The sequence below is a fragment of the Pseudomonas aegrilactucae genome (assembly GCF_019168305.1).
Classification (GTDB): domain Bacteria; phylum Pseudomonadota; class Gammaproteobacteria; order Pseudomonadales; family Pseudomonadaceae; genus Aquipseudomonas; species Aquipseudomonas aegrilactucae.
This window is the reverse complement of sequence record NZ_JAHTBI010000043.1, coordinates 20,502-38,104: the sequence shown is the minus strand read 5'-3', so window position 1 is coordinate 38,104 and position 17,603 is coordinate 20,502. Positions and strand designations below refer to the sequence as shown.

8 protein-coding genes are annotated in these 17,603 nt (G+C 66.7%); 7 read left to right on the top strand and 1 reads right to left on the bottom strand.

Translation table 11 applies throughout. The annotated features are described in order from the left end of the window. Nucleotides 1–7: 7 nt before the first annotated feature. The 7 genes from KUO17_RS12750 to KUO17_RS12720 all read left to right on the top strand — a co-directional run bounded on the left by KUO17_RS12750 (nt 8) and on the right by KUO17_RS12720 (nt 15,950). The gene (locus KUO17_RS12750; protein WP_217975914.1) at nt 8–9,211 is read left to right on the top strand and encodes a beta-propeller fold lactonase family protein; all 9,204 of its coding nucleotides are present in this window, start codon (nt 8–10) and stop codon (nt 9,209–9,211) included. Nucleotides 9,212–9,374: 163 nt separating this feature from the next. Further along, entirely contained in the window at nt 9,375–9,716 is a 342-nt protein-coding gene (locus tag KUO17_RS12745) for a hypothetical protein (RefSeq protein ID WP_217975913.1), read from the top strand. After that, entirely contained in the window at nt 9,694–11,052 is a 1,359-nt protein-coding gene (locus KUO17_RS12740; RefSeq protein ID WP_217975912.1) for a TolC family protein, read from the top strand. The genes KUO17_RS12745 and KUO17_RS12740 overlap by 23 nt, the downstream gene beginning before the upstream one ends. Then, nucleotides 11,033–11,824 (top strand): efflux RND transporter periplasmic adaptor subunit, encoded by a 792-nt coding sequence (locus KUO17_RS12735; protein WP_217975911.1) that lies wholly within the window; start codon nt 11,033–11,035, stop codon nt 11,822–11,824. The genes KUO17_RS12740 and KUO17_RS12735 overlap by 20 nt, the downstream gene beginning before the upstream one ends. Continuing rightward, nucleotides 11,821–13,152 carry an efflux RND transporter periplasmic adaptor subunit gene (locus KUO17_RS12730; protein ID WP_217975910.1) on the top strand — a complete coding sequence of 444 codons (1,332 nt, stop codon included), beginning with the start codon at nt 11,821–11,823 and terminating at the stop codon, nt 13,150–13,152. Before KUO17_RS12735 ends, KUO17_RS12730 begins: the two co-directional genes overlap by 4 nt. Next, nucleotides 13,149–15,266, top strand: coding sequence for an HlyD family efflux transporter periplasmic adaptor subunit (locus KUO17_RS26960; protein WP_217975909.1), 2,118 nt, complete (start codon nt 13,149–13,151; stop codon nt 15,264–15,266). The genes KUO17_RS12730 and KUO17_RS26960 overlap by 4 nt, the downstream gene beginning before the upstream one ends. Nucleotides 15,267–15,362: 96 nt before the next feature. After that, nucleotides 15,363–15,950 (top strand): biliverdin-producing heme oxygenase, encoded by a 588-nt coding sequence (locus KUO17_RS12720; RefSeq protein ID WP_217975908.1) that lies wholly within the window; start codon nt 15,363–15,365, stop codon nt 15,948–15,950. Between the two features lie 118 nt (nt 15,951–16,068). On the opposite strand, the gene KUO17_RS12715 is transcribed toward KUO17_RS12720, so the two are convergent. Beyond that, nucleotides 16,069–17,472: an amino acid permease gene (locus tag KUO17_RS12715; RefSeq protein ID WP_217975907.1), complete on the bottom strand. Its 1,404-nt coding sequence runs from the start codon at nt 17,470–17,472 to the stop codon at nt 16,069–16,071. Between the last annotated feature and the right edge of the window lie 131 nt (nt 17,473–17,603).

Below are 17,603 nucleotides of genomic sequence, written 5' to 3'. Positions count from 1 at the left end.
ACATGCCATGAGTGCGTCACGCCCGCGTAACCGCAAGCCCTACAACAGCCTGGCGCTGGCCCTGGAGCCACGCATGATGTTCGATGCCGCGGCGGTGACCACCGCCGTGCAGACTGCCGAACAGGCTGATGTGCAGCAGGCCGAGCCGGTGAACACCGCACCGACGGTGACGGCCGAGCCAGCCAAGGCCACCCACACGGTGGGCGCCAGCGACAATGGCGGTGTGACGCTGTTCAGCAATGCCCTGGCCAACAGCGGCGATGCGAACCAGGGCTTCGACAGCCTGGTGATCACCGTGAACAGCGTCAGCAGCCAGGAGGCGCTGATCGTCGATGGCACCCGGATCATCCTGGGCGCCGGCACCGGCACCACGGCAGGCAACGACTACTTCTACGACGTCACCACCAACGGCGGCGTGACCACGCTGACCCTCACCCTGGCCGCCAGCGATAAAAACGACGCAGCCTCGCTGCAAACACTGATCCAGGGCGTGCACTACACCACCCTGGACAACAGCGTCGACAGCGGCACCCGCACCATCAGCCTGGTGCAGGTCAAGGACGAGGGCGGCACCGACGGCGGCGGCCTGGACACCACCACGCTGGCGATCAGCGCCGAAGTCACCCTGAACAACGCCACCAACCGCGCGCCCGTGTTGGGCAACGACAGCCTGGTGGACCTGGCCCAGTCGCTCAGCGCCAACGGCCTGGGCACCCTCACCGAGGTGGCCTACAGCAGTGATGGCAAATTTGCCTATGCCGGCAGCGACAAGGGCCTGCTGGTATATGCCGTCGACAGTCATGGCACGCTGCTGCAGCTCCAGAACCTCACCGGCGTGGCCGGCCTGGGCACCCTCACCGACATGGCCCTGAGCCGCGACGGCAAGTCGCTGTATGCGGTGTCGGGGTCGAACATCCTGAACCTGGCGATTGCCGACGACGGCACCCTGAGCCTGAGCCAGACCACCGCCGGGGGCGATACCCTCAAAGGCATCGCGCTGTCGGATGACGGCACCCAGGTGTATGTCACTACCCAGGTCTCGGGGCTGCGCGTGTTCGCTCGCGATACCGCCACCGGCCAACTCGACCCGACGATCCGGCAACGCCTGGATGAGGGCACGCTCAAGAGCTCACGCTTCAACACGGTGACCAGCGTGGGCGACTATGTGTTCATCGTCTCCGACCCCTCCAGCCTCGTCGCCGACGACACCCTCACCGTGCTCAAGCGCAACGCCGACGGCAGCCTTGCCGTGGTGGACCTGGGCTGGGCACTGACCGGCGCAGCCCGCTCCGTGACGACCCGCCATGGCCTGGCCGCCAGTGCCGATGGCCAGACGATCTACCTAAGCGACCAGACCCGCGGCGTGATCCAGACCTTGCGCCTGACCGCCAACGGCCTGGTGCTGCAGGACACCCTGAGCCTGGCCCAGGCCAACAGCGTGCGCCTGAGCGCCGACGGCAAGCAGCTGTACGCCACCTCTGCCAACGGCAGCCTCAACCTGTATGCGGTCGGGGCCAATGGCACGCTCAGCTTCGTCGCCAGCCAGGCGGTCAGCGGCGCACGCGAGGTGGGCCTGAGCGCCGACGGCAAATCGGTACTGGTGGTAGGCGAAGGCCTGAGCCGCTTCAGCAGCGTGCAGACCTACATAAACGGCAGCCAGATCACCTTCACCGCCCCGCTCAGCCTCAGCGACGCCAACCTAGACCGCCTGGCCGGCGGCGCCGGCGACTACACCGGCGCCAGCCTGACCATCAGCCGTGCGGACGGCGCCAGCAGCGAGGACCACTTCGGCTTCGCCCCGGGCGACGGCTGGACCCTGAGCGGCAACGACCTGTTCAAGGACAGCCAGAAAGTCGGCACCCTGATCGACGACAACGCCGGCACCCTGACCCTGACCTTCACCGCCGCGCTGACCAAGGCCGAGGCCAACGCCGTGGTGCAGCGCCTGCTCTACAGCAACAGCGCCACCAGCAGCGAAACCCGCACCGTGCAACTGCAGGCCCGCGCCAGCGACGGCGAGCTGCAAAGCCAGGTGCAGACCCTGGAATTGCTGCTGACCGACAACAGTGCACCGACGCTAGACGCCGTGGTGGTCACCCAGCCCACCTACGTTGACGCCAGCACTACGGTGAAGCTGTTCAGTGACACCCAGGTCAATACCGGCGAGGCCGGCCAGCGCATCACCACCCTCGAACTGAAACTAAGCGGTGTGGCCAGCGTCGCCAGCGAGTACCTGCTGGTCGACGGCACAGCCATCGACCTTTCCCGTGGTGCCAGCGGCACCACTACCAGCGGCCTGAACTACGTCTACACCCGCACTGGCGATAGCGCGAGCCTGGTGCTCAGCAGCCAGGGCCTGGAGACCAAGGCCGTGCAGACCCTGATCAACGGCCTGGCCTATCGCAACGACAGCCCCCTGGCGGTGAGCGGCGAACGCAGCTTCAGCCTGACCCGTGTGCAGGATGACGGCGGTAACGCCAACGGTGGCACCGACAGCCGCGAGCTGACGGTCACCAGCCGCATCACCCTGAACATCGACAACCCACCGACCCTCTCGGGTGATTTCACACCCGACCCGACCCTGATGTACGCCGACGGCACCCTGTCCGGCTTCACCGACTACGTCACCGCCATCCGCCTGAGCGACGACGGCAAGACCCTGCTGATTGTCGCCAACAGCGCCAGCAACAGCGCCGGCGTCAGCGACCTGCGGGTGTATGCCCGCGACCCGGACAGCGGCCAGTTGAGCCTGCTGCAGAGCTTCACCCAGGGCGCCAACGACGACTCCGCCACCGCCGCCATCGAGGTCGACGGGCTCAAGACCATCAGCACGGTCAGCGTCAGTGGCGACGGCACGTCGGTGTACGTGGCCGGTTTTACCGGCACCCAGGCCGACGGCACCCTGGTGCACTTTCAGCGCGACCCGGACAGCGGCCTGCTCGCCTATGTCGGCATCATTGCGCGCAATGACGAAGCCGGCGTCACCGGCCTGGATGGCCAGGTCACCCAGATCGTGGTGTCAGCCGACGGCAAGAGCCTCTACACCATCAACGGCATGAGCGCCCATGACACCGCCACCGGCAAGGCCCAGCTCAACCTGTTCAGCCGCGACCCGGCCACAGGCGACCTGACCTTTGTCAGCGGCTTCAACGACACCAGCAAGATGCCGGCGCCCAGCGGCCTGGCCGTGTCTGCCGACGGCACCTCGGCGTACGTCAGCAACGCCGCCAACGGCAGGACCCTGACCGTCTTCAAGCGCGATGCCGACGGTACCCTGAGCCATGTCGAGAACATCACCCTGGCCAGCATCGGCGCCGACCCGGACAGCGCCGCCCTGCCCTCCAGCACCGGTTTCATGAACGCCCTGCAGGACGTGATCGTTTCCGCCGACGGACGCTCGGTGTACCTGAGCTCCAACGACCCGGGCTTTCTCAACACCTTCAGCCGCGACCCGCTGACCGGCAAGTTGACCTTCGTGCAGGCCATTGCGACGTATCCGTTGAACACCGTGACCACCTTGCGCGAGCTGTCGCTGTCGGCCGATGGCAAGGCGTTGTACGCCACCACGTTCAGCGGTGGCGCACTGCTGGTGTTCAGCCGTGACACCGCCACGGGCCTGCTGACCTACACCGACAGGGTGGTGATCGGCAAGAACGCCAACCATATTGCCGTGAGCGCCGATGGCCTGAGCATCTACACCGGCACCACCAGCTTCCAGACCGGTGTGAGCGTGATCAGCGCGAAGATCAACGCCGCCTTCAACCAGGGCCAGGACAACCTGTTCGCCAGCGGCGTGAGCTTCAGCGACGTCGACTTCGACGCCAAGGGCGACTACCAGGGCAGCGTATTCACGGTCAGCCGCAGCGGTGCGGCCAACGCAGCCGATCTGTTCGGCTTCAGGACCGGCAACGGCCTGACCCTGCAAGGCAACCAGGTATTGCTGGGCGACGTTGCAGTGGCGCGCTTCGAACAAGCCGGCGGCACCCTCAGCGTGACCTTGAGCAGCGCGGTGGACAAGGCCGTGGCCAACCAGATTCTGCACCAGCTGACCTTTGCCGGTGAACTGCCGAGCGGTGCCAGCACCCTGGGCCTGAACCTCGTCGTCAGCGACGGCATCAAGCAGGCCAGCCGCGAGATCGTGCTGGTGCTCAACCATGCCCCCGAGGCACTTGAACCGCCCACCCTGAACCCGGCACAGGTTGGCAGCGCCTACGCCTATACCCTGCCCGCCGACCTGTTCAGCGACCGCGAAGGCGATGCGCTGACCTACACCGTCAGTGGCCTGCCGGCCGGGCTGAGCTTCGACCCGGCCACCGGCCTCATCAGTGGCACCCCGAGCGGCAACGTGGCCGGCGACCATGACCTGCTGATCACCGCCACCGACGCCCGCGGCGCGGTCAGCGAACTGACCGTGCAGTTGCAGATCAGCAATGATCCGTTGCAAATGCCGACCCTGGCCGGCGAAACCAGCCAGCTGGAGCAAGGCGGCGAAATCGCCAACCGTGACGACAACTGGAACGACCTGCTCAAAGGCTCGCGCGACACCGCCACCAGTGCCGATGGCTACCTGTATGTGGTCAGCCAGCCGGAGGATGGCCAGGCGACCGTCAGCGTGTTCCTGCGTGACAGCGACGGTCAGATGCAGTGGGTGCAGACCTTGCGGGCCGGCAACGACGGCCTGGCGGACCTGGCAGGCGCCCAGGCCGTGCGCGTGTCGGCCGACCAGAAGTGGCTGTACGTGGCGGCCGAAAGCGGCCTGCTGGTGTTCAGCCGCAGCGCAGACGGCAACCTGACGCTGGCGGCCCGCCTGGATGGCAGCGCGTTCGGCGCCCAGATCGGCGACCTCGCCAACCAGGGCGACCGGGTGTACCTGGCCGCGGGCGACAGCGTCTACCTGTATCGCCAGGCGCCAGACGGCAGCCTGACCCAGGTGGCGCAGTACGCAGCAATCGACGGGTTGGAAAACGCCAATCGCCTGTTGCTCTCGGCCGACGGCCAGTACCTGTTCGCCAGCGGCATGGGCACCTCGACCCTGGTCAGTGTGCTGCGCATCGCCAGCGACGGCAGCCTGAGCCTGGTCGACAGTGTCAAGACCACTGCTCCCGACACCTACTACGCCACCGCCGCCATGGCCGTGTCCGGCGACGGCAAGACCCTGTATGTGCTCGACAACTACGACCAGGCGGTGCTGCGCCTGTTCACGCTGGGTGCCGACGGCACACTGCAAGCACTCGGCGAGCAAGCCGTGAACGCGGTGGCCAACGACCTGATCGTGGCGGCCAACGGCAGCGCGGTGATCGTGGTGGGCAAGGTGATCGAAGTGTTCAGCCGTGGCGACGACGGCCTGCTCGCCCCCGTCAGTGGCGCACCGCAACTGCAACTGCTCGCCAACAGCCTCGGTGGCCTGAGCCTGAGCGCCGATGGCAAGACGCTGTTCGTGGCGGGCGACTTCGGCTACGAAAACCTGATCGGTTACGACCTGGGCCTGCGCGGCCAGCACTACACCGAAGGCGGCGACGGCGTGGCGGTGCTGCCGAGCGGCCAGCTCGGCGACCCGCAACTGGACGCCGCCGGCAACTACCAGGGCGCGACACTGGTGTTCGAACGCCAGAACGCGCCGGGCGCCAACGATGTGTTCGGCTTTATCGCCGCCAACGGCCTGAGCCTGCGCGATGGCCAACTGTTCAACGGTGACGTGGCGATTGCCACCTTCGAACAGGCCAATGGGCGCCTGAGCATCACCTTCCTCGCCGGCGTCAGCCAGGCCACTGCACAGCAGGTGCTGCGCCAGGTCGACTACCGCAACACCAGCCAGGACCCCACCGCCAACGGCGACCACGCCACCGTGCGGGTGACCATCGATGATGGCGACAACAACCGCGCCCGCCTTGATGTCGACATCGAACTCGAAGGCGTCAACGACCCGGCCATCATGGACAGCACCGTCCTCGACCCAACCGTGGCCGAGGATGGCGAGTTCGTGAAGCTGTTCAAGGACACCGTGATCGATACCATCGAAGTGGGCCAGACGGTGTGGCAGGTAATCCTGACCTTCGACAAGACTGACGTGAATGATGTGATCCGCGTCGGTACCGTGAAGATCCCCCTCGACCAGGCCACCAGTGGCGTTCTGACCCGCGACGGCGTGCAGTACTACATCAGCTTCGAAAACGGCAAGACTGTGCTGACCCTCTACCCGGAAGGCGATGGTTCCACGGCCGCCGCGATGATCGACAGCCTCGCCTTCAACAACACCGGCACGGGCCTTACGGGCACGCGCACGATCACACTGAGCATCCGCGAGAACCTGCCCGAGAACGACACCGGTGTCGACCTGACCACCCTGGCAGAGACGGTGACCATCACCCTGGCGCCACCGCGTGAACCCAACACCGCCCCGCTGCTGGGCAACCCCGGCACTGCCCCGCACTATGTCGAGAACGGCGCCCCGGTGCTGATCGCCCCAGGCGCGGTGATCAGCGATGCGCAGATGGACCGCCTGGGTGGCGGCAACGGCAACTACCAGGGCGCGACCCTGACCGTCAGCCTTGGCCAGCCCGCAACCGGCGACACATTCGGCTTCACGGCCGGCAACGGCCTGAGCCTGCAGGGCAACAGCCTGCTCAAGGACGGCGTGGTGATCGCCAGCGTGAGCAACCGCGACGGGCAGTTGATCGTCAGGTTCAACGACGACGCCGGGCTGGCCCCGAGCAGCAGCGACGTGCAGAACACCTTGCGCCAGATCACCTATGCCAGCACCAGCGACGCGCCGCGTGCCGGCGACACCCTGAGCGTGACCCTGAGCGACCTGCACGTGACCTCCAGCGTGCTGAGCATCGCGTTGCGCATCGAGGCGATCAACGATGCGCCGGTGGTCGCTGCGGACCCGGTGCTGTCACTCGGCGAGTTCGGCATCACCGCCAGCCTGCCCGGCCTGCAAGGCCTGAGCGATGTGCGCAGCGCCACCTACAGCGTCGACGGCAAGTACCTGTACGCCGCCGACAGCAGCGGCAAGCTGGCAGTGTTCAGCCGCGATGCCAGCAGCGGTGCACTGACCTGGATCGCCACACTGCCCGCCGCCACCGATGTGATCTCGATCGACCGTGTACAGGTGAGCAGCGACGGCAAGGCGTTGTACGCCATTGCCACAGTGCCTCAAGGCAGCGATACGACAAAGGCCGTGCTGGTGTACAGCCTGGACAGCCAGGGCAACGCCAGCCTGGTACAACAGGTGCGCAATGGCGAGAGTACCGAATGGTCCCTCGACGGCGCCAACGACCTGGTGATTTCCAGCGATGGCAAGTCGGCGTATCTGCAAAGCCTGTACGAAGTGGCGCGCTATGCCCGCGATCCTCAGAGCGGCCACCTGACGTTCATCGAGAAGCTGCCCACCGACGGTAACGAGCCCCCCTACCTGTGGGGTCCGAACACGATGGCCAGTGCCGGCGACATTGTCGTCGTGGCGACCGCCTCCGCGTACGGTGCCGATACCCTGATCGTGTATCAGCGCAACAGTGAAGGGGCACTTACGCCACTCACCTACCTGCGCGATGGCACCCTGGACAGCGACGGCAATCGCTACAACCTGGAAGGCCCGAACAAGCAGGTGCAACTCTCGGCGGACGGCAACACCGTCTACCTCTACGTCAACGACACGTTGCAGCAATTCACCCTGGATCGTGACAACGCCAGCCTGACCCTGCAAAGCAGCGTGCCCCTGAACGGTGTCAGCGACATGGTGCTGGGCGCCGATGGGGCCACGCTGTACGTGATCGCCGCTGACCGCATCAATCGCTACAGCACCGCTAGCGGCCTGGTCCTGGTCGACAGCCTGAGCAGCGGCCAGGCCAGCGCGCTGGGCGCCGCGCGTCAGCTCCAGGTCTGGGCAGATGGCCGCGTGCTGGTGGTCGGCCAGGGCCTGGCGCTGCTCGACGCGCCAGGCCTAAAGGGGCCGGTGTACAGCGTCGACGGCCCGGCCGTGGTGGTGCTGCCCAACCTGCACCTGAGCGACGCCGAACTCGACGCGGCAAATGCCGGAGCGGGTAGTTACAAGGACGCAAGTCTGGTAGTGGAGCGTGTCGGTGGCGCCTCGACACAGGACCGTTTCGGCCTCAAGGACGGCAATGGCTACAGCCTTCGCGACGGCCAGGTGTATCTGGACGGCGTTGCGGTGGCGCGCTTCAGCGAGGCCGGTGGCAGCCTGACCCTGAGCGTCGATGCGGCATTGACCACCGCCCAGGTCAACACCCTGGTGCACCAGTTGACCTACACCAACGACGGCGGCGCAGCGGGCAGCCAGGTAAACCTGCGCGTGACCCTCAACGACGGTGAACTGAACAGCGCCGGCTACCAGACGCAGGTCAGCCTGACCGGCAAGACCACCCCGGTCGATCCGGTTGACCCTGTAGATCCAGTTGACCCTGTAGACCCGGTTGACCCTGTAGATCCAGTCGATCCAGTCGATCCAGTTGACCCAATCGATCCGGTCATCCCGCCAGCACCGACCGCACCGATCAGTCGCGTTGCCCCCGTGGTCCCCGGCGAGCGCGACACGGTTCGCTCCACCGGCCTGTTCAGTACAGCGCAGGTACGGGCACAAAGCCTTGAACCGGCCCTCCACGCAGGCCCCGACAGTGCCGAGTTGCTGCGCCAGGTGCAGACCGACCAGGCGCACTTCAGGCAAGTGGCCGAGCAGATCAGCGCGCTGCCCGAGCCCGACGACCTCACCCCGCACGACCCGCTGCCGGCCTCGCTGCAGGCCGACAACCCGCTGGTCAGCCGCGAACCGCTGAGCGACGCGCCAAGGGCCACCCAGGCCGAACTCAACCTGGCGTTGCCAGCCGAAACGCTCGATGGCTGGGCCCTGGTCAACCTGCCACGCGGCCTGTTCGCCAGCCGCGACGGCCGGCTGGTGCTGAGCCTGCGCCTGGCCAACGGCCTGCCCTTGCCCGCCTGGGTGCGCTTCGACGCACGCCAGGGCCAGGTGCAGGTCGAGGCACGCCACCTGACGCGCTTCGGGCAACTGCAACTGCAATTGCTGGCGCGCGACGCCAACGGCCACGAAGTACGGCTGCCGCTGCGCCTGCAAGCCACCACCGATGCACGCGCCGACAGCGGCGCAGGCGGTTTCAGCGAACAGGTGAGCGCCACCGGCAACGGCGGCCTGCTGGCACGCAGCCAGGCGCTGCTGGCCAGCCTGATGGGCCGCTGAGCCCTGCGGGCCGCCCGGTTGCGGCGGCCCGCACCACCCGGCATTAAGCAATCTTAATGAACCCGGGATTGCCCGATATTGGGAATCATTCCTATCTTAGCCGGCGTCGGGTCGACCGCACCGCTGCCGGTACGCCTCACTCCATTCGTTCAAGGGAAATCACGTGATCAAGAAGCATCTGCCAGGCCCCCGCAAAGGCTTGCCGTTGAACCTCGCACTGGGCCTTGTGGCCATGGGCCTGAGCGCTTGCTCGATCACGCCCGAGCCATTGAGCCTGGACCAGCAGTTGGCCCAGGCCACCGGTGACCGCAGCACGATGTTCGACCATCAGGAGCCGGTCAGCCAGCCCATCGACCTGGAGCAGGCCATGGCCCGCGCGGTCAAGTACAACCTGCAACAGCGCCTGGGCCTGATGGAGCGTGCACTGGAAGACAACCTGCTCGACCAGCAGCGCTACGACATGCTGCCCAAGCTGGCCGCACGTGCCGGCTGGCGGGGGGCGTGACAACACCCTGGCCTCGTCCAGCGAATCGATCCGCACCGGCAGCCAGTCGCTGGAGCCGTCCACCAGCCAGGACCGCTCCACCCACAGCGCCGACCTGCAACTGTCGTGGAACGTGCTGGACTTCGGCATCGGCTACTTCGGCGCCAAGGCCCAGGCCAACAAGGTACTGGCCGCCGAAGAGCGCCGCCGCCGGGTGATCGCCGACATCATCCAGCAGGTGCGCAGTGCCTACTGGGAAGCCGCCACCGCGCAGCGCCTGCAACCGCAGGTGCAACGTGCCCTGGTCGAGGCGCGCCGGGCCCTGGCGCAGGCCCGCCAGACCGAACGCCAGCGTCTGCTGGCCCCGGTCGAGGCGCTGCGCTACCAGAAGGGCCTGCTGGAGATGGTGCGCCAGCTGGAGACCGTGGACGGCGAACTGGCCACCGCCAAGGCGCGTCTGGCGGGCCTGATGAACCTGCCACCGGCCACCCGCTTCGAGCTGGTGACCCCGACCGAGCAGCAGTTGCAACAACCCAAGCTGGCCTATGCCCTGGACGACCTCGAGGCAATGGCCATGGTCAAGCGCCCCGAAGTGCGCGAAGAGACCTACCAGGCGCGTAATGCCGTGCTGGAAACCCGTGCGGCGCTGCTGCGCCTGATGCCGGGGGCCTCGCTGTTCGTCGGCGGCAACTACGACAGCAACAGCTTCACTGCCAACAACAGCTGGGCCGATGCCGGCGTGCAGGTGAGCTGGAACCTGTTCAGCGTGCTCAGCTACCCGGCCATCACGCGCACCGGCGAAGCCCGCCAGGCGCTGGCCGACGTGCGCCGCCAGGCGCTGCGCATGGCGGTGCTGACCCAGGTAAACGTGGCCTGGCAGCAGTACCATCAGGCGGTGCAGCTGTTCGACCGTTCCAACGAGCTGCAACGCATCCAGAGCGGCATCCTGGTGCAGACCGAAAACGCCGTGCGCAGCGACGCGCAAACCGTGCTGGAGCAGGTGCGCACCAGCACCGAAACCGTGCTGGCGACCCGTGGCCGCGACCGTAGCTTCGCCCAGTTGCAGACGGCCTATGGCGCGATCTACCAGGCCGCCGGCCTGGACCCGCTGCCCGAGCGCCTGGCCGGCGATTCGGTGGCCGAACTGGCCCAGGCCATCGCCCGCAACAGCCTGGCCCTGGCCAATGGCAACGTGCAGGTGCCCTACCTCGCTGCGCGCGGGCCGGTGCCGCCGGGGCAACCCGTACCGCTGGCGGCACCCCGTGCAGCGCAGCCGCAGCTCGACCTGTGGAGCAGCGTGGGCTCCTTGCAAAGCACCGAACTGGTCGAGGTCAGCCATGCGTCGGCCACCCGTTAAGCACTGCCTGCTGGCGCTGCTGCTGTCGGGCAGTGCCAGCGTTGCCGCCGACGAGCCACCACCGCTACAGCCACCGGAGGCGGTCAGTGCCGCCCAGCCGGACCTGCGTGTGCAGCTCAGCGCGACCCAGCGCACCGTGCTGTCGAGCGAGCTGGCCGGCAAGATCACCGAGCTCAAGGTCAAGGAAGGCGACAGCTTTGGCAAGGGCGAGCGGCTGGTGAGTTTCGACTGCGCGATCCATCGCGCACGGCTCAACCACTCGACCGCCGCCGAACACGCGGCCAGCAAGAAACTGGGGGTGGCCAAGCGGCTGGACCAGCTGCAGTCGATCAGTGTCTCGGACCTGACCCAGGCCCAGGCCGAAGTGAACATGGCCCGCGCGCAGAACGGCGTGAACCAGGTGATGGTGCAGCATTGCACCATCGCCGCACCGTTTTCCGGGCGTGTGGCCGAACGCAAGGTGCAGCCCGGCGAATACGTGGCCGAAGGCAAGGAACTGCTGACCCTGTATGACGACAGTGCCTTTGAAGTCGAGCTGATCGTGCCCTCGCGCTGGATGGCCTGGCTCAAGCCCGGCTACACCTTCAACGTGCACCTGGAAGAGACCGCCACCGACTACCCGGCCAAGGTGGTGCGCCTGGGCTCGGTGATCGACCCGCTGAGCCAGTCGATCAAGGTGTTCGGGCGCATCGACGGCCAGGCCGGCGTGCTGTTGCCCGGCATGAGCGGTACCGCACGCATCGACCCGCCCGCCACAGCGCCGCGCTCATGAACGCGGCGTTGCCCTCCCCGGCCCTCGCAGGGCTGGTGCAACTCGAACGCCAGGCCCGCGCCGCCGAGAGCCTGGCCATGCTCGGCTTTGTCATGGTCAACGACAGCCACCTGCTGCTGCCCTATCGCCAGGCCCTGCTGTGGGACGCCCAGGCCGGGCGCCTGCTGTGCCTGTCGGGGCTGGCCAGCGTGGAGCACGATGCGCCCTTCACGCATTGGATCAGCCAGCACTGCCGGCAGTGGCAGAGCCTGTATCCGGGGCCGGCGCTGAGCGCAGTGCAGGCCGATGTGCTGGCGCCCAAAGACCAGGCGCAGTGGGCCGAATACCTGCCACCGCACCTGCTGTGGTTGCCACTGGTGGCGCGCAACGGGCAGTTGCTCGGGGCCCTGCTGCTGGCCCGCGAGCAGCCGCTGGGGGCAAGCGAAGCCGCGTTGTTGCCACTGCTGCAGGATGCCTACGGGCATGCCTGGAACAGCCTGCGCCCGGCCCCCCGCAAGCGCACCCTGGCCTGGCGACGGGACAGGCGCTGGTGGCTGGGGGGTGGCGTACTGGTGCTGGGCATTCTGGCGCTGCCGATTCGCCAGGCCGCACTGGCGCCGGCCGAAATCGTCGCCCTGCAACCGAGCGTGCTGCGCGCCCCGCTGCAGGGTGTGGTGGAGCGTATTCTGGTCGAGCCCAACCAGCCGGTGAGTGCCGGCCAGGCACTGATCCAGCTGGATGCCCGCGAACTGCAAAGCCGCCTGCAGGCATCGCGCCAGGCACTGGCGATTGCCGATGGTGAGTTCCGCCAGGCCCAGCAACAGGCCCTGAACGACGAACGCAGCAAGGCCGGCCTGGCGGTGCTGCAAGGGCGACGCGAACAGGCCATGAGCGAGGTACGCTTCCTGGAGCAGAACCTTGAGCGCACACGTATCCTGGCCCCGCACGCGGGGGTAGCAGTGTTCGACGACCCCAGCGACTGGATCGGCCGCCCGGTGGCGCTGGGCGAACAGATCATGCAGGTGGCGGACCCGGCCCGCGCGCAGCTGGAAATCCAGCTGCCGGTCAACGACGCCATCGAACTGCAGAACGCAGCACCGGCGCTGCTGTTCCTCAACACCGACCCCAGCGCGCCGTTGCGCGCCAGCCTCAAGCGCCTGGGCTACCGCGCCAGCGCCACCGCCGAGGGCGGCATGGCGTATCGCCTCAAAGCCGGCTTCGAGGCGCCCGACCCGCGTATCCGCATCGGCCTCAAAGGCACCGCGAAGGTCTACGGCGAACGCACCAGCCTGTTCACCTACCTGCTGCGTCGCCCCCTGGCGACCCTGCGCATCTGGCTGGCGCTGTGAGCGGCGGCGCATCGCTGGGCTGTCTGCGCGAAGAGCTGCGCCTGCACGAAGGCCCGCCGCACAATGACGGCGCGCCAAGCTGGACCCTGGAAGACCCCGCGCGCGGGCAGTTCTTCCGCCTGGGCTGGGCCGAGCTTGAAATGCTCGGCTGCTGGGGGCTGGGCAAGCCGCAAGCGGTGGCCGAACACGTGGTACGCCACACCACGCTGGCCCTGGACGCCAGCGATGTCGAACGCTTCCACGGTTTCCTGCGCCACAACCAGCTGCTGCAAGCCACCGGCGGCGACGACAACGCGCGCCTGCTCAAGATCCTCGAGGCACAGAAGACCGGCTGGGCCCGCTGGCTGCTGAAGAACTACCTGTTCGTGCGCATTCCGCTGCTGCGTCCCGACCGTTTTCTGCAGCGCAGCCTGCCGTGGGTAGCGCCGTTCTTCAGCCTCACGTTCCTGTACCTGACCGTGGCCGCCGGTGTGCTCGGGCTGGCCCTGGCATTGCGCCAGTGGGACACCTTCACCCACACCTTCCTGCACTTCTTCACCCTGCAAGGTGCGGCCATGGCCGGCCTGACGTTGATGCTGGCCAAGGTGCTGCACGAGCTGGGGCACGCCTACACCTGCAAGCGCTACGGCGCACGGGTGGCGACCATGGGCGTGGCACTGCTGGTGCTGTGGCCGGTGCTGTACACCGACACCTCCGGCGCCTGGCGCCTGCGCAAGCGCCGCCAGCGCCTGGCCATCGGCGCGGCCGGCATGGCCGCCGAACTGGCGCTGGCGTGCTGGGCCACACTGCTATGGAGCTTCCTGCAGGACGGCATGCTGCGCAGCGCGGCGTTCATGCTGGCGAGCACCACGTGGATCCTGACCCTGGCGGTGAACCTCAGCCCGTTCATGCGCTTTGACGGCTACTTTCTGCTGTCGGACCTGCTCGGGGTGCCCAACCTGCAGCAACGTGCGTTCGCCCTGGCCCGCTGGCGCCTGCGCGAAGGGCTGTTCGGTTTTGGCGATCCGCCGCCGGAACACTTCGCGCCGGGCCTGCGTCGGCTGCTGGTGGGCTATTCGATCGGCACCTGGATCTACCGCCTGTTCCTGTTCCTGGGCATCGCGCTGCTGGTGTACCACTTCGCGTTCAAACTGCTCGGGCTGCTGCTGTTCGCCGTCGAGATCGGCTACTTCGTGCTGATGCCGCTGATCAACGAGGCGCGCCATTGGTACACCCGCCGCAAGGACTACCGCATGAACCGCAATACCTGTGTGACCCTGGCCGTTGCGGCGTTCGCGCTGCTGCTGGTGTGCGTGCCGTGGCGCAGCAGCGTCGAGGCGCCAGCGCTGCTCAAGGCCGAACGCCAGAGCAGCCTGTACACCCCGGTGGGTGCACGCCTGGTACGGGTGCTGGTGCAGCCTGGCGAACAGCTCAAGGCCGGCCAGGCGCTGTTCGAACTGGAAGCGCCGGACCTGCGGCACGAACTGGAAAGTGTCGAGCGCCGCCTGGTGATCTTGCAGTGGCAGAACAGCTTCCAGTTGCTCAACCGCGAAACCGCCGCCAACCTCGGCGTGGTGCGCCAGGAGCTGGCCGCCGCGCAGCAGCGCCAGCAACTGCTGCGCCAGCAATGGGATGAACTGACCGTGCGTGCGGCCTTCGATGGCCAACTGGTGGAACTGGCCGAGCCATTGCAGGCCGGGCAATGGCTGCCGGCGGGTGAATGGCTGGGCACCCTGGTGGGCGGCCACAGTGCGCTGGTGGAGGCCTTTGTCGAAGAACATGACCTGCAACGCCTGGAGCCAGGCAGCGCGGGGCGTTTCTACCCCGAGACATTCGCCCGGGCGGCGCTTGAGGTACGCCTGGAACACCTGGCGCAGACGGCCGTGAAACACCTCAGCTCGGCGCCGGAGCTGGCTTCGCCGTACCAGGGCGCGATTGCCGCAAGCCTGGACCACCAGCGCCAGCCACAGCCGGAACAAGCACTGTACCGGGCGACCCTGCACGTGACCGACGCGGCGCAGCGCCCGGCCATGGCGCTGCGCGGCACGGTGGTGCTGGAGGGCAGGCGTCAGAGCCTGATCGCCCGTGGCTGGCGCAACCTGATGGCGGTGCTGATCCGCGAGTCGGCGTTCTGAAGGTTAAGCGTTCTTAATGGAGCGGCGATTGTTTGAGGTAGGCTAGGCTTTGCATCATGAGCGCCTGTTCACTACCGATATGAGAGCCCCTCCCCCATGAATGCCCCTGCCGTCAGCGCGCCTGACCTCAGCCGTTGCAAACGTCTCAAAGCCGCCAGCAGCCGCGACCACGACAGTGTCGATGCGCTGGTGATGGGTGTGCGCCCGTTCGAAAGCCGCGAGCGCTATGCGCTGTTCCTGCAGTTGCAGCATCGCTTTCATGGCAGCCTGCAAGGCCTGTATGGCGATGCGCAGTTGAACCGTACGTTGCCCGGGCTGGTTGAATTGTCGCGCTTCGAAGCGGTGCAGGCCGACCTGCGTGACCTGGGGCTGGCGGTGCCAGCAGTGCCGGCACCGGTGCAACTGGCCCACCCAGGTGAAGCGCTGGGGTGGCTGTATTGCAGCGAAGGGTCGAACCTGGGCGCGGCGTTTCTGTTCAAGCAGACCCAGAAACTGGGCCTCGATGGCGAGGCCGGCGCACGTCACCTGGCCGCACACCCGGATGGACGTGCACTGCACTGGCGCCAGTTCGTGGCATTGATCGACGCGCTGGAATTGAGTGAAGCAGAGGAACGTCAGGCGGTTCAGGGTGCGCTGGATGCGTTTGATTTCTACCGCAGCAGCCTGCGCGAGATTTTTGCCTGACTGAACGGGCCTCTTCGCTGGCAAGCCAGCTCCCACAGGTTTGGCGCAAATCCCAGGATCGGCGCGGTACCTGTGGGAGCTGGCTTGCCAGCGAAGGGGCTCAAGACGCTCGCTGGCCTTACACGCGTTCCGGCGCAACCCCCTGCGGTGTGTGCTCTATCCGCGCCCGCTTGCGGTACAGCGCAATGCCCAGGATCAACGCCGTCACCCCCGCCGTCATCAGCGTCTCGTAGCGGTAGTCGGCGCTGAACAGCATGTACCCCAGCACCAGCGAGATCACCACGATCACCAGCCAGGTCAGCCACGGGAACAGCCACATCTTGAACGCCAGCTGCGTGCCCTCGCGCTCCACGATGCGGCGCATGCGAAGCTGCGATACGGCGATCACCAGGTACACCAGCAAGGCGATCGCGCCCGTGGTCGACAGCAGGAAGCCAAACACCTTGCCCGGGAAGGCGAAGTTGACGAAGCACCCGACAAACCCGGCCAGCGTCGACAACACCACCGCCACCGTCGGCACCCCACTGCCCGAGATGCGTCGGGTCGCCGGATGCGCCTCACCCCGCGCGCCCAGCGAATAGAGCATGCGCGAGGCGGTATACAGGCCCGAGTTCATGCAACTGGTCACCGCCACCAGCACCACCACATCGATCAGGAACTTGGCCCCCGGCACGTTCAGAATCTCCAGCGCGCGCTGGAACGAACCCACCTGCAGCAGGCGCGGGTCATTCCACGGCACCAGCGCGACGATGAAGAAGATCGAGAAGATGTAGAAGATCGCGATGCGGTACACCACCAGGTTGGTGGCACGGCGGATCTTGTCTTTCGGGTTGGCCGTCTCATCGGCGGCAATGGTGACGATCTCGGCACCGAAGAACGAGAAGATGGTGATCAGCACACCGCCCAGTACCGCGCCGAAGCCATTGGGCATGAAGCCGCCATTGGCCCACAGGTTCTCGACCCCCGAGGTCTGCGCCAGCGGCCATACGCCGCTCACACCCAGTGCACACACCACCAGAAAGCCGATGATCGCGACCACCTTGACCAGCGCGAACCAGTACTCGAACTGGCCGAAGTTCTTCACGCTGATCAGGTTGGTACACGACAGCACGATCATGATCAGGAACGCGAAGGCCCACGACGGCACGTCGGGGTACCAGGCATGCAGGATGTCGGCACCGGCGATGGCTTCGACCGGGATGATCAGCACCCAGAACCACCAGTACAGCCAGCCGATGGTAAAGCCTGCCCACGGCCCGATGGCGCGCCCGGCGTAGGTGGAGAACGAGCCGCTGTTGGGGTCGGCGATGGCCATCTCGCCGAGCATGCGCATCACCAGCAGTACCAGCAGGCCGGTGATCATGTAGGAGAGGAGGATGGCCGGGCCGGCCTTGGCGATGGCGTTGGAAGAGCCGATGAACAACCCGGCGCCGATGATGCCGGCGATGGAGATCATCGAGACCTGACGCGAGGTCAGCCCGTGCTTGAGTGAACGCTGAGGTTTTTCTTGTAGGGACGACATGGTTGCCTCTCTGGCCAATGCCTGCTGCACCTGACTGCGCACGACACACGCAAATCAGGCCAAGGAAATTCATGGGGGTATGCGGCAGCAGAAATGTAAGGAGCCGTTATTGTTGTTTGGGCATTGAAAGC

Excerpts from the sequence above, each read along its gene's own strand:
- KUO17_RS12715 (WP_217975907.1), bottom strand. The coding sequence starts at position 17,472 with ATGTCGTCCCTACAAGAAAAACCTCAGCGTTCACTCAAGCACGGGCTG.
- KUO17_RS12730 (WP_217975910.1), top strand. The coding sequence starts at position 11,821 with ATGAACGCGGCGTTGCCCTCCCCGGCCCTCGCAGGGCTGGTGCAACTC.
- KUO17_RS12720 (WP_217975908.1), top strand. The coding sequence starts at position 15,363 with ATGAATGCCCCTGCCGTCAGCGCGCCTGACCTCAGCCGTTGCAAACGT.
- KUO17_RS12750 (WP_217975914.1), top strand. The coding sequence starts at position 8 with ATGAGTGCGTCACGCCCGCGTAACCGCAAGCCCTACAACAGCCTGGCG.
- KUO17_RS12735 (WP_217975911.1), top strand. The coding sequence starts at position 11,033 with ATGCGTCGGCCACCCGTTAAGCACTGCCTGCTGGCGCTGCTGCTGTCG.